10 protein-coding genes are annotated in these 13764 nt (G+C 64.1%); 3 read left to right on the forward strand and 7 right to left on the reverse strand.

Annotation, left to right across the window (positions count from 1 at the left end; genetic code table 11):
- The 3 genes from AC1D00_RS06895 to AC1D00_RS06905 form a co-directional block, all read left to right on the forward strand.
- Window positions 1-1105, forward strand: a 1105-nt coding sequence (locus AC1D00_RS06895) for an ABC transporter substrate-binding protein (RefSeq protein ID WP_477010143.1), incomplete at its 5' end; no start/stop codon positions are given.
- Between the two features lie 31 nt (window positions 1106-1136).
- A complete protein-coding gene (locus AC1D00_RS06900) occupies window positions 1137-2078 on the forward strand; it encodes an ABC transporter permease (protein WP_477010144.1) in 942 nt (313 codons plus the stop codon).
- A gap of 4 nt (window positions 2079-2082) precedes the next feature.
- Window positions 2083-2973: an ABC transporter permease gene (locus AC1D00_RS06905; protein WP_477010145.1), complete on the forward strand. Its 891-nt coding sequence runs from the start codon at window positions 2083-2085 to the stop codon at window positions 2971-2973.
- On the opposite strand, the gene cnbZ is transcribed toward AC1D00_RS06905, so the two are convergent.
- From cnbZ to AC1D00_RS06940, 7 genes are all read right to left on the reverse strand, one after another.
- Window positions 2970-3716, reverse strand: coding sequence for a 2-amino-5-chloromuconate deaminase CnbZ (gene cnbZ / locus AC1D00_RS06910; protein WP_477010146.1), 747 nt, complete (start codon window positions 3714-3716; stop codon window positions 2970-2972). The two genes, AC1D00_RS06905 and cnbZ, sit on opposite strands and share 4 nt — an antisense overlap.
- A 9-nt stretch (window positions 3717-3725) precedes the next feature.
- Window positions 3726-4973, reverse strand: coding sequence for an adenylate/guanylate cyclase domain-containing protein (locus AC1D00_RS06915; protein ID WP_477010147.1), 1248 nt, complete (start codon window positions 4971-4973; stop codon window positions 3726-3728).
- Window positions 4970-5359, reverse strand: coding sequence for a response regulator (locus AC1D00_RS06920; protein ID WP_018648152.1), 390 nt, complete (start codon window positions 5357-5359; stop codon window positions 4970-4972). Before AC1D00_RS06920 ends, AC1D00_RS06915 begins: the two co-directional genes overlap by 4 nt.
- Complete coding sequence (locus AC1D00_RS06925) at window positions 5356-8487, reverse strand: GAF domain-containing protein (RefSeq protein WP_477010148.1); 3132 nt, start codon at window positions 8485-8487, stop codon at window positions 5356-5358. Before AC1D00_RS06925 ends, AC1D00_RS06920 begins: the two co-directional genes overlap by 4 nt.
- 161 nt (window positions 8488-8648) lie before the next feature.
- On the reverse strand, window positions 8649-11744 hold the full coding sequence (locus AC1D00_RS06930; protein ID WP_477010150.1) for a MexW/MexI family multidrug efflux RND transporter permease subunit: 3096 nt from the start codon (window positions 11742-11744) through the stop codon (window positions 8649-8651).
- Between the two features lie 75 nt (window positions 11745-11819).
- Window positions 11820-13010, reverse strand: a complete 1191-nt coding sequence (locus tag AC1D00_RS06935; protein WP_477010149.1) for an efflux RND transporter periplasmic adaptor subunit — start codon at window positions 13008-13010, stop codon at window positions 11820-11822.
- A 1-nt stretch (window position 13011) separates the two neighbouring features.
- Entirely contained in the window at window positions 13012-13713 is a 702-nt protein-coding gene (locus AC1D00_RS06940) for a TetR/AcrR family transcriptional regulator (RefSeq protein WP_477010151.1), read from the reverse strand.
- Window positions 13714-13764: the final 51 nt, after the last annotated feature.

Raw genomic sequence — 13764 nt, forward strand, 5'->3', positions numbered from 1 at the left:
CCTCACCATCAAGCTGGTGCTGAAGACGCCGTACTCGCCCCTGATCGCCCAGCTCACCGACCGCTCCGGCATGATGGTCTCGCCCAAGGCGGCGAAGGAGGCCGGTGACAAGTTCGGCCTGCATCCGGTCTGCGCAGGTCCCTACAAGTTCGTCGAGCGCGTGCAGCAGGATCGCATGGTGTTCGAGAAGTTCGCCGACTACTGGAATAAGGACAACATCCATATCGATCGCGTCGTGTTCCTGCCGATCGTCGATGCCACGGTGCGCCTTGCGAACCTCAAGTCCGGCGGCCTCGATCTGATCGAGCGCGTGCTCGCTACCGACATCAAGGACGTCCGTGCCGATTCCCGCCTCGTGTTGTCGACGGCGCCGGAGCTCGGCTATTACGGCCTCACCGTCAACATCGGCAACGACAAGGCCAAGGGGCCGCTGAGCCAGTCGGCAAAGGTCCGCCAGGCGCTGGATCTGTCGATCGATCGCGAGGCCATCAACCAGGTCGTGTTCAACGGCGAATTCAGCCCCGGCAACCAATGGGTCAGCCCGACGCATCCCTATTATCAGAAGGCATTCCCGGTGCGTGGACGCGACATCGCCAAGGCGAAGGCGCTGTTGAAGGAAGCCGGCGTCACCGTGCCGGTGACCGTGGACTACATGATCCCCAAGGGCGCGGAAAACGAAGCCGTGGCGCAGGTCGTCCAGTCGATGGCCGCCGAAGCCGGCTTCGACATCAAGATCCGCGCAGTCGAATTCGCCACCACCTTCAAACAGGCCCAGGCGGGCGAGTTCCAGATCTTCCAGATCAACTGGAGCGGACGCATCGACCCGGACGGCAATTCCTACATTTTCATGCGCAGCAAGGCGCCGCAGAACGACGGTGTCTATTCGAACCCCGAGGCCGACAAGCTCCYGGAAGATGGGCGGATGACCTCCAACGTCGCCGAGCGCAAGGCGATCTATGAGAAGCTGACCAAGATCGTGCTGGACGATCTGCCCATCATCTACATCTACCACCGTAAGCTCCTGATCGCTCACACCACCAAGCTCCAGGGCTACAAGCAGATGCCTGATGGCCTGGTGCGCGTGGTCGGGCTGAAGTTCAAGTGATCGCGGCATCACCCGGGACACAGGTGGGGCCATGCTGAAGTTCCTCGCCCACCGCATCGCGCAGATCGTGCCGACACTGTTCTTCGTGTCGGTGCTGATCTTTTCGCTCCAGCAATTGCTCCCCGGCGATCCGGCGCTGGTGATGGCCGGCGAGGAACGCGATCCCGCCGCTATCGAGCAGATCCGGCAGCAATACAAGCTCGATCGGCCGATCCCCGTGCAATATGTCTACTGGCTCAAGGGAGTCCTGTCCGGCAATTTCGGCGAGTCCTTGCGCAACAAGATGCCGGTGCGCGAGCTGATCGCACAGAAACTGCCGGTGACGCTCCAGCTCGGCTCGATGGCGATCCTGATCGCGTTTTTCATCGGCATTCCCGCCGKCATCGTCTCCGCGGTGAAGAAGGGCACGGCCTGGGACTATGGCGCGAATTTGTTTGCGCTGTGGGGCATCTCGACGCCGAATTTCTGGCTCGGGATCCTCTTGATCTTCCTGTTCTCGATCGAGCTCGGCTGGCTGCCGGCCTCGGGCTACGTGCCGCTCACCGAGAACTGGCGCGCGAGCCTGGCCGCCACCATCATGCCCGCCTTCGTGCTCGGCAACGCGATTTCCGCGATCCTGATGCGGCATACCCGCAGCGCCATGCTCCAGGTGCTGGAGAGCGACTATGTCCGCACGGCGCGCGCGAAGGGATTGTCGGAGCGCTCCGTCATCCTCAAGCACGCGATGCGCAATGCGCTGACGCCGATCATCACTCTCGGCGCGCTCGAGCTCGGCACGTTGTTGTCGGGCGCGGTGCTGACGGAGCAGATCTTCTCCATTCCCGGCTTCGGCAAGCTGATCGTGGACGCCGTCTTCAACCGCGACTATGCGGTGGTGCAGGGCGTGGTGCTGGTGACGGCCACGGTCTACATCACGCTGAACCTCGTTGCCGACGTCGCCTATATCCTCGTCAATCCGCGGCTGCGGGGCTAGCGCCATGACCGATGCCGCATTGCGCGCCGCCCCCTCCACCGCGCACGCGTCCGAACTTGACAGCCCGGCGCGCCGCGCACGGCGGCGGTTGTTCAAGCGCAAGGCCGCCGTGTTCGGACTCGTCGTGATCACGGCGTTCATCCTGCTTGCGGCGCTTGCTCCTCTCATCGTCCCCTACGATCCCATCGCGACGAGCTGGAGCCTGGTGCGCAAGCCGCCGACCGCGGCGCACTGGTTCGGCACCGACGAGCTCGGCCGCGACATCCTCAGCCGCATCGTCTACGGCGCGCGCGCCTCCCTGCTCGCGGGCCTGATCTCGGTCGCAATCGCGCTCGGCGTCGGCGTGCCGCTCGGCCTGCTCGCCGGCTATCGCGGCGGATTTGTCGATGCGCTGATCAGCCGGATCACCGATGCAATGCTGGCCTGCCCGTTCCTGATCCTGGCGATCGCGCTGGCCGCGTTTCTGGGTCCGAGCCTCGGCAATGCCATGATCGCGATCGGCATCTCGGCGACCCCGATCTTCATCCGCCTGACCCGCGGCCAGGTGCTGAGCGTCAAGGCCGAGGATTATGTCGAGGCGGCACGCGCCCTCGGCAATCCCGGCTGGCGGATCGCGTTCTCGCACATCCTGCCCAACATCCTGCCGGCGCTGCTGGTGCAGGCGACGCTGTCGATCGCCGCCGCCATCATCGCCGAGGCCGCGCTCTCATTCCTTGGGCTCGGCCAGCAGCCGCCCGCACCGTCCTGGGGCAGCATGCTCAACGCGGCGCAACGCTTCCTGACCCAGGCGCCGTGGATGGCGATCTGGCCGGGGCTCGCGATCTTCCTCGTGGTGCTGTCGCTGAACCTGCTCGGCGACGGCCTGCGCGACGCGCTCGACCCGCGCCAGCGCTAGATCACCACCTCGCGCATCACGCGGCGGCAGTCCATCTCGAACTCGAGGTCGACCACCGGCGGGCGGGCATAGTGCCAGGTCAGGCCGGAGCGCAATGCGCCGCGGCGGACCAGCTCGTCGACCAGCGCATGGTGGAAGTCGTGCACGGAATAGGCCTGCACGCCGGTGGTGTCCTTCCAGCCGAAGCCGAAGGCCGCCAGCCGGTTTTCCATCTGCGAGGTGGTGGTGAACCGCACCTTCTCGCGCAGCCCCTCCGGGCTGAGGTCGCGATAGCGCACCGTGCGCTCGACATAAGTCCCGCTGCCCTCGCGCGCTTCGGCACCGCCGGCGATCACGAAGCTCGGCGCCTTCGACCGCGTCGGGCGCGTGAAGGAGAACGCATAGAACGATGGCGCTGACGGCGGATCGATCTCGGGACAGACATTGCTGCGCGCCACTGGATTGGTGGTGCCGTCGAAGATGCCCCATTCGGACAGCGTCTTCACATAGTGCAGGTTGAACGCACGAAAGCCTTCCTCGCTGAAGGCCGCCGGCGAGCGCAGCTCGCAGGCGCAGAACGCGGTCAGCGGACGGCCTGCCTCCTGGATGAACTTCGCCGCCAGCGCAAAGCCCTCGGCCAGCGGCACCAGGCGATCGAAGCGGACGCGCTCGATCTCATAGCCCTCGTCCGCGGCGGCGCCGGCCGAATACTGGAACACGGACGGAATGAAACGGTAATTGCCGGCGGAGAATTCACGCGTCATGACGGGCTCCTATTCCAGTTGCATGCGAATGCCCTTGGCGCCGTTGAGCAGGCGCTTCAGGTGAAAACCGGCCAGCGGATCGTCGGCATGCATGCCGACCAGCGCGGCAAAGGCCGGCATGGCGGCGGCGTCGCCGGCCTCCATCTTGGCAAAAGCCTCGGAATAGAGCGCCGTCACCGGCGCTTCGAATTTGGCCCGCGGCAGCGGTTCGAACGCGCGCAGCGGCTCGCTGCGCCCGCGCAGCATCAGCTCGCCCACGGGACGGCCCTGAAAATTCTCGGCCGCCTCGGCGACGCCGGAGCTGACGCAGATGCGGGTGCCGAGATGCTTGTTGGCGGCTTCCAGCCGCGCCGCGATATTGATGGAGTCGCCATAGGCGGTGTAGTCGAAGAAACGGTTGCCGCCGAAATTGCCGACCAGCGCCGGGCCGGCATGGGCACCGATCCGGGTCGCCCCGAAGTTCACACCTCTCGCCCTCCAGCGCGCGGAGAAGTCCTCTGCCCAGGCGTCCAGATCATGGGCACAGGCGACCGCGCGCGTCGCATAGTCCGGCTGGTCGCCGGGGGCGTTGAACAGCACCTGAATCGCATCGCCAATGATTTTGGCGACGGTCCCTTCATGTGCGAAGACGATCTCGGTCATGCCGCCGACATATTCGTTGAGGAGCTCGCCGAGCGTCTGCGGGGCCGCGCTCTCGACCAGCGACGTGAAGCCGGTGATGTCGGTGAAGAGGGTGGCGACATCGCGCCACTGCACCTCCATGCCGCCTTCGACATCCGCAGCCAGGCGCCTTGCGATCTCCGGCGAGAAGAAACGCGACAGCGAGGCATGGGCGCGCTCGGCCTCGATCTGGCGCCGCCGTACCTCCCGCAGCATTTCCACGTGGCCGATGGTCTTCTGGATCGTGGCCTCCAGATCGGCGAAGTCGATCGGCTTGGTCAAGAAGTCGAACGCGCCGCGGTTCATGGCGATGCGGATGTTGCTCATGTCGCCATAGGCGGAGACGATGATGGTCGACTTCTTGTCCTCGGCCTCCTGGAGCTTTGCCAGCAGCGACAGCCCGTCCATCCGCGGCATGTTGATGTCGGAGACCACCATGTCGACATGYGGATTCTGCTCCAGCGCCTCCAACGCCTCGAGGCCGTCGCGGGCGAACATGAGGGTGAGCAGCCCGTCGCGAATCTGCCTGCGGAACTTTTGCAGGATCAGCGCCTCGAGGTCCGGCTCGTCGTCGACGAAGAGGATGGTCGCAGTCATGCGGCTTGCTCGAGCCTCGTGTCGATCTCCTGGCGCAGCAGTGCAAAGTCGATCGGCTTGGTCAGGAGCCCGTGGGCGCCTCGCTCGATCGCCTTTCTGCGTGTCTCGGCGTCGCCATAGGCGGTGATCATGATGACCGGAACGTGCGGATAGTCGGCGCGCACCTTCGGCAGCAGGTCGAGCCCGCTCATGCCGGGCATGTTGATGTCCGACAGAATCAGGATCAGCGAAGGATCGCGAACCTCGGCCGCACGCCTCAGCGCATCGGCCGCAGAGGGGGCAAACTCCATCTGGAAGCGGCCGGCGCGCAGGTCGCGCCGGAAGTGCTGCCTGAACAGCGGTTCGACGTCGGGCTCGTCATCGACGACCAGGATATAAACGTTCAAGTCTTGCCTCCGGCAGTGTCGCCCGCTGCCATCGTGCGCGGCAGCGTGATGATGAATTCGGTGAATACACCGGGCTCGGTCTTCACCTCGATCGTGCCGCCATGCTGCTTCACGACGATGTCATGGCTCATGGACAGGCCGAGCCCGGTGCCCTCACCGGCCGGCTTGGTCGTGAAGAACGGATTGAACAGTTTCTCCTTCACCTCGGGCGGAATCCCGGTGCCGTTGTCGCGGATCCGGATCTCGACCTTGTCGCCGAGGTTCCTGGTTGCGGCGCTCAGGATCGGCTCAAAACCTTCCGCTGCGCTCTCCTTGCGCTTGGCCGCAGCATAGAAACCGTTCGAGATCAGGTTGAGAAAGACGCGCGTAACCTCCTGCGGATAGATGTCGACCAGGCCGGCGGCGGGGTCGAACGCGCGCTGGAGCGTGACGTTGAAGGCAGGCCTTTCGGCGCGCGCGCCGTGATAAGCGAGATTGAGGCTCTCCTCCATGACCGCATTGATATCGACGGGGCGATGCTCGCCGGAACCCTGGCGCGAATGCACCAGCATGTTCCTGACGATGGAATCGGCGCGCTTGCCGTGCTGCACCACCTTCTCGAGATTGCCCCTGAGCATGCCGGTCAGCTCGTCGACTTCCGCCTTGGTCTTGTCGTCGAGCGAGGCCGATTGAAGGGTCTCGTTGAGCTCGTCGATCAGCTCGGTCGAGACCGCGGAGAAATTGTTGACGAAGTTGAGTGGATTCTTGATCTCGTGCGCGATCCCCGCCGTGAGCTGGCCGAGGGAGGCGAGCTTCTCGGTCTGGATCAGGCGGTCTTGGGCGGCGCGCAGATCATCGAGGGACCGCGACAGCTCTCTGGTGCGTTCCTGGACCTCCTCGAACAATCGGACATTCTCGATCGCGATGAGGGCCTGATCTGCAAATGTGGTGGCGAGTTCGATTTGCTTGTCGCTAAAGGGCCGCACCATATGCCGCGTCAGGACAAACACGCCGATTGGCGTCCCCTCTCGAAGCAGAGGCACGCCAAGCATCGTACGCACGTTTGAACGCCTTCGAGCGGACGAGGGTGCATATTCCGGGTCGGCTTGCACATCCGGGACATGAACCGTCTTGGCGTCGAGCAGCGTACGCCCGACCACACTTCCCCGTTCGGGTACGGAAGCGAATGTCCGAAGCTTGTTTTCTTGCTCCGCGTCAAGCCCGCAGCTTGCCGCCAAATAGAAGACGCCATCGCTAGGCCGAAAGATCGTGCCTTCGTCCGCATCACACAAGCGTGCCGCCGAGCCGACAAGGGTGTTCAGCACGGTTTGCAGGTCGAACGCCGAACGGCTGATGACTTTCAGCACATCGGCGGTCGCCGTCTGCTGCTGCAACGACTCGGTCAGATCATCCGTGCGTCGGCGAAGCTCCTTGAGCAGCCGCGCGTTCTCGATGGCGATGACGGCTTGTTTGGTGAAGTTCTCGACCAGGGCAATCTGCTTGTCGGTGAAGGGCCGGACCTCCTTGCGATAGACTGCGATCGTGCCGATCAGCTCGCCTTCTCTCAGCATCGGCACGACAATGATCGTGCGGGCGCCAGCAAGGTCGGAGATTGCGCGAATGCTTGAACCTCCCGCAACATAAGCAGGCGTGTCTTGCACATCGTGAACGTGAACAACTTGGCGGGTCCTGACAACGGCGGCGAGCGCAGTCTCCGGATGAGGGCGGATCGCCACGTCTCTTCGCGAAGCGGCGAACGCCGGCGGCACATTGTAATCAGCCGCCATAGTAAAGGTTTCGCCATCCCACAGATTCATGACCCCGAAATTCGCGCCACAGACTCGCGTGGCATTCTCGAGCATCTTGTGGAACATCGGCGCGAGTTCGCCCGGAGACGAACTAATCACCTGTAAAACCTCCGAAGTGGCTGTCTGTTGCTCCAGCGACTCGCTCAATTCAGCAGTCCGCTGCTCGACCTTGTTTTCGAGGTCGGCATAGGATTCCTGCAAGCGCGCGCCCATGTCGTTGAACTGGTCGGCGAGCCCTTCGAGCTCGTCGCCGGTCCGGATCGCAATGCGCTGGGAGAAATCGCCGCCCCCGATCCGCTCGGCGCCGCTGCGCAGCGCCTGGATCGGTCCCACCATGCGGCGCGCCAGGAATATTCCCGCAAGCACCGCGAAGATCGACGCCGCGAGAAGCACGATCGCAAGCCGCTGCAGCGAGGCATAGAGCGCGGCATAGGCCTCCTCGACCGGCAGCTCGACGAACATGGTCCAGTGCAGCGGCTCGATCGGGGCCGATGCGGTCAGCACCTTCTGCCCCTGGATGTTGCGCGCTTCGGGAAGCGGATCGGACATGGTACCGCCTCCGGCCTGCGCGGCGCGGACCTGCGCGAGCCCGGACATGTCGGTGTTGCGCAGGACCAGGCTGATATCGGGATGCGCGATCAGGCGCCCCTCCGGCCCGACCACATAGGCGTCTCCGTGCTCGCCAACTTTGATCTGGGAGACGACGTCCCAGATCAGCTTCAGATTGACCTCCGCGATGCTGACGACGGCATCCTTGCGCGCGCCGGCCAGCGCCAGCGTCATGTAGGGTTCGGAGTCCCTGCGGAAATAGACCGGTCCGTAATAGACCTTGTGCGCGACCGCCTCGGTAAACTTCGGGTCGGTCGACAGGTCGATCCCGCTGTCGATCGCGTTCGTCGCCAGCCGCGAGACCCGCAACCGCTCCTTGCCGTTCGAATCCACCTGGGCGAGCTCGGTGATCCCGGGCACCTGGCGCAGCAGCCGCAGCGCGTCGAACCGGCGTTGCTCGATCGAGTCCGCCGACCACGGCAGCTGCGTGGTCCAGCCGAGCTGGCTCTCGATCTCCTTGACGAACTGGCCGATCTTGGCGGCCGCCGCCTCGGCCTGCTCATGCTGGACGCGGATCAGCGAGGCCTTGTGCTCACGATAGTAGAAGAAGACTTCGAACAGCCCGTTGGCAAGCAGCGCGACGGCGACGACGACCACGAACAGTGCGACGTATTTGGTGAACAGCCGGATCCTGATCCCTCGCCCCGTCGCTTCGCCGGCCACTGCTGCATCCGGCGCCGCGCTCGGCGACGTCCTGGCTTGCGGGGTGTCGGGATGGAGAGAGAGGCTCATCCAGCGGAACCTAGCAAGAAGACGAGACCTTGTCTCTCGCGAGCGCGGCCAAGGGCCCGCCCAACAGCCGCGGTGGCCACCGCATCAGCACCGGCGGGTACAACGAAAAAGGGCGGCAGCGGATTGACCGCTGCCGCCCTCCGATTCGCTTGCTTCCGGCCTCAGGTCGGCCGCAGCGCCTTGGAACCGAGGTCGAGCTCGTTGACCTGCTTGTTCCGCTCGGAATCGGCGGCCGCGCGATGGTCGGTCGCCAGCACCACATAGACGGCGGGCAGCACGAACAGCGTGAACAGCGTGCCGATCGACATGCCGGCGACAACGACCAGACCGATCGAGAAGCGGCTGGCCGCACCCGCGCCGGTCGCGGTCAGGAGCGGGATCAGGCCCGTCACCATCGCGGCCGTGGTCATCAGGATCGGCCGCAGGCGGATGCGGGCCGACATCTCGATGGCCGAGCGGCGGTCGAGCCGCTCGTTGATCTGGAGCTCGTTGGCGAACTCCACCATCAGGATGCCGTGCTTGGTGATCAGGCCGACCAGAGTGAGCAGACCGACCTGGGTGTAGATGTTCATGGTCGCGACGCCGAAGAACAGCGGGATCAGCGCGCCGACGATCGCCATCGGCACCGAGATCATGATCACCAGCGGGTCACGCAAGCTCTCGAACTGGGCTGCCAGCACCAGGAAGATGATGATCAGCGCGAAGCCGAAGGTGATCGCGAGCTGGTTGCCTTCCTGCACATACTGCCTGGAGTCCGCGAGATAGTCGTGGCTGAAACCCTGCGGCAGCTTCTTGGCCTCGCTTTCGAGGAAGTCGACCGCAGCACCGACGGTCACGCCGGGCATCGGCACGGCCGAGAACGTCGCCGAATTGAGCTGGTTGTAGTGGGTCAGCGAATTCGGATCGGTCTTGGTCCTGATCGAGACCACGGTCGACAGCGGAAGCTGCTGGCCGGTGTTGGTCGTCACATAGTAGCCGCCGAGCGATTCCGGCGAGAGCCGTTTGCCCCGAGGCACCTGCGGAATCACCTGGTAGGAGCGGCCCTCGAGATTGAAGCGGTTGACGTAATTGCCGCCAAGCAGCACCGCGAGCGTGCTGCCGAGGTTCTGCATGTTGACGCCGAGATCCTGGGCCTTGGTGCGGTCGATCGTGACCTGCACATTCGGCTGGTTATAGGCAAGGTCGCTGTCGGAGACGATGAACATGCCGCTCTTGCGCGCGGCGTCCTTCAGCTTCTCCATCTGCTCATAGACGGTCTGGAATCCGGCGGTGGAGTTGATCACCATCTGCACCGGTAGGCCGCCGGGTCCGCCGGGCAACGGCGGCAGGTTGAAGGCGAAAGCCTGCACGCCCTCGATCTTGGAGAGCTCGGCCTGCACCAGGGGCTTCAACTGGATCGACGAGCGCTTGCGCTCCTCCCACGGCTTCAGCAGCATGCCGGCGATGCCGCCCTGCGGACCGTTGATGCCGTTCAGCACGAAGCGCAGATCGGTCTCCGGGAATTTCTGGAATTTCTCGTCGAGCTTCTCGCCGTAGAAATCGACATAGTCGATGTTGGCGTATTTCGGCGCCTTGGTCACCGCAAACACGATGCCCTGGTCTTCCTCCGGCGCCAGTTCCTTCGACGTGTGCATGTAGAGGAAGCCGACCAGCCCGAGGATCGTCACTGCGAACAGACCGGTAATGGCCTTGTAGTCGAGCGAGCGGTCGAGCCTGCGGCCATACCAGCGCGTCAGCGCGCCGAACACCCTGTTCACCAATTTGGCAAACCGGCCCTCTTCGGTGTTCTTCAGCAGCACCGAGCACATCATCGGCGACAGCGTCAGCGCGATCACGCCCGACACGATCACCGAGCCCGCCAGCGTGAAGGCGAATTCGCGAAACAGCGAGCCGGTGAGGCCGCCGAGGAAGCCGATCGGCGCGTACACGGCCGCGAGCGTGATGGTCATCGAGATGACGGGACCCACGATTTCGCGCGCGCCCTCCAGCGAGGCTTGAACCGGCGTCTTCCCTTCCTCCAGATGGCGGTGGATGTTCTCCACCACGACGATGGCGTCGTCGACGACGAGGCCGATCGCCAGCACCATCGCCAGCAGCGTCAGCAGGTTGAAGCTGAATCCCAGCGCCAGCATCAGCGTGCAGACGCCGATCATCGATAGCGGGATGGTGACGACAGGAATGATGACGGAGCGGAATGACGCCAGGAACAGGAAGATGACCACGATCACGATGATCACGGCTTCGCCGAGCGTCTTCTCGACCTCGTCGATGGAGGACTGGATGAACTTGGTGGAATCGTAGGCCACCTTCATCTTCATCGACGGCGGCAGGTTGCGCTCGAGCTCGGGGAACAGCGCGCGCACGCCCTTGACCAGCGTCAGCGGGTTGCCCTGCGGGGTCGCCTGCACGCCGATGAAGATCGCGTGCTCGCCGTTGAAGGCGACGCTCGCGTCCGTGCTTTGGGCTGCAAGCTCGACGGTGGCGATGTCCTCCATCCGCACGAAGCCGCCGTCCTTGGCCTTGACGATCATCTTCCTGAACTGGTTGACGTCGGTCAGGCCCGTATTCGTCGAGACGTTCGAGACGATCAGATAGCCCTTGGTCTGGCCCGCCGCGGACTGGAAGTTGTTGGCGGCGATCGCCGATGCGACGTCAGCCGGCGAGATATTGCGGCCGGCCATCTTCACGGGATCGAGCCACAGCCGCATCGCGAAGTTCTGGGCGCCAAGGATGTCGGCAGAGGCCACGCCGTCGACGGTCGAGAGCACCGGCTGCACCACGCGCGTCAGGTAGTCCGAGATTGCCGAGCCCGACAGCTCCTCGGAGGAGAAGCCGAGATACATCACCGCCGTGGTCTGGCCCGTCGTCTTGGTGACGATCGGGTCGTTGGATTCCTTCGGGATCAGATATTTGACCGAGTTCGTCTTGGCCAGCACCTCGGTGAGCGCCTGGTTCGGATCGAAGTTCAGCTTGATGTAGACCTGGATCGTCGAGGTGCCGAGCACCGACGACGAGGTCATGTAATCGACGCCTTCGGCAGAAGCGACCGCCTGCTCGATCGGCGTGGTGATGAAGCCCTGGATCAGGTCCGCGGATGCGCCGGGATAGACGGTCGTGATGTTGATGACCGTGTTCGACAGTTTCGGATATTGCCGGATCGGCAGCACCATCGCCGCGCGCAGGCCGATCAGCAGGATCAGCAGGCTGACAACGACCGACAGGACCGGGCGTTTGATGAAAATATCAGTAAAGCGCATCGCGGCGATCTCGATTTCGTTGACTTGCACGAACATGATCCGGCCGTGCCGGATCATGCTGTGACGTTTGCGGTGTCAGTAGCGGGGCGGCTGCGCCGGGATCTGCGGGGCCGGGTCGGTCGAAATCGACACCGCCGCGCCCGATTGCAGCTTGAGCTGGCCGACGGCGACGACCTTGTCGCCCGGCTTCACGCCTTTGATGATTTCGACGCGGCCCTCGACCCGGTTGCCGGTCTGCACGAACGTGCGCACCGCGGAGAGGCTGGTCTTGCCGTCCTCTTCCTTCTTCTCGGTGATCACGAACACGGAGTCGCCGTAGAGCGTGTAGTCGACCGCCGTCTCCGGCACGGTGATCACCGCCGGCTTGTCCGGCAACACCACCGTGGTGGTCACGAACATGCCGGGCTTCAGGATCTTCTCCGGATTGGAGACGGTCGCCTGCACGCGGATGTTGCGGGTGTCAGTCGAGATCTGCGGCTCGATCGTGGTGATCTTGGCGTCGAAGGTGCGGCCCGGATACGCGTCGACCTTCAGACGGACCGCCTGACCGACCTTGAGGTTGCCCGAGTCCTTTTCCGTCACCGTGAAGTTGGCCCAGAGCTCCGACAGATCGGTCAGCGACACGATCGCCGTACCGGCCGTCAGATATTGGCCGACCTCGACCTTGCGGACGCCGAGATCGCCGGAGAACGGCGCGCGCACCAGCTTCTGTGAGATCAGCGCTTCGGTCTTGGCGATGCCGGCCAGCGCCTGGTCGTACGCGGCCTGCGCCGAATCGACGGTCGCCTGCGGGCCGAACTGGCGCGACGCCAGTTGCTTGGCACGATCGAGCGAGAGCTGCGCGACGGTCGCCTGGGCCTTGTAATTGGCGAGATCGCCCTGATCGGGCGCGTCGAACAGCTGCACCAGCGGCGTGCCGGCCTCGACATGCGAACCCGGCTCGAACTTGATCTCGGTGACGCGGCCGTTGACGTCGGCGCTGACATCGACCTGGTGCACGGCGGCAAGCCCGCCGACCGCGGTCAGCAGGTTAGGCACCACCTCGGACTTCGCCTCGGCCGCACTGACCGTGGTCGGCGGCGGCTTGTTGTTGGCGAAGAACTGCTTGATCATCTGGCCGCGGAAGTAATTGAACCAGACGAGGCCGCCGACGAGCGCGCCGAGCAGCGTGCCGACGATGACGAACCAGAGCACCGGCCGGACCGGACGCTTGGGAGCCTTGTCGATCGGTTCGCCCGAAATCTTGTGTTCGGTTACGATGTTCATGTCATGCACTTTCTGCAATCGCCGTCTTGCCGACACCCGGCGCCTGATCGCGGCCCAGATGTGAAGCAATTGCGGCGTCGTTAAGTCCGATACCTCTCAGGAGAAACTCACAGAGCTGACGCTCCAGATCGTTCGCCTTGCCGTAAGCGAGACAGGGCGTAGCCGGCAGCCTGGTCAGGGCCGCCGTCATCAACGAATGATGCGCAAACCAGAACAGGTTGAGTGGATCGCCAGTGCAGGGCCGCGCGTCCCCTGCGGCAACCGCACGCTCGAGCGAGGCGACGAAGACCACCCCGATCAGCTTCTCGATCTTGGCATATAGCAAACGGGCGAATTCGCCATCATCCAAATGGCTCGTGGCCATCAGTCGCAGGCGCTGTGCCTCTTCCAGGTCCGGACCATCGGCGATGCGGAGGAAGTGCTGGACCATGCCGCGGATCAGCTCGACCATGGTGGCGGTGGACGGCTCCCGTTCCAGAAGATCCGTCAGCGCCGGATCGGCTTCGCATTCGTCGCTGAGGATTTCAGCGTAGAGCGCCGCCTTGGAGGGGAAATGCTTGAACAGCAGGGCTTCGGAAATGGCAGCGGCGGCCGCCACGCTCTTGGTCGTGGTGCCGGTATAGCCGTGTCGGGCAAAGCAGCGCTTTGCGGCGCCGAGGATCAATTGACGCCTCAGGTCGCTCGTCATTCGCAGTGAGCTCATGGGATAGTGAGTAAGCACTCACCCACGCAAAAGTCAAGCATTATGCTGCAT

This window comes from Bradyrhizobium sp. P2_E8, assembly GCF_056403875.1.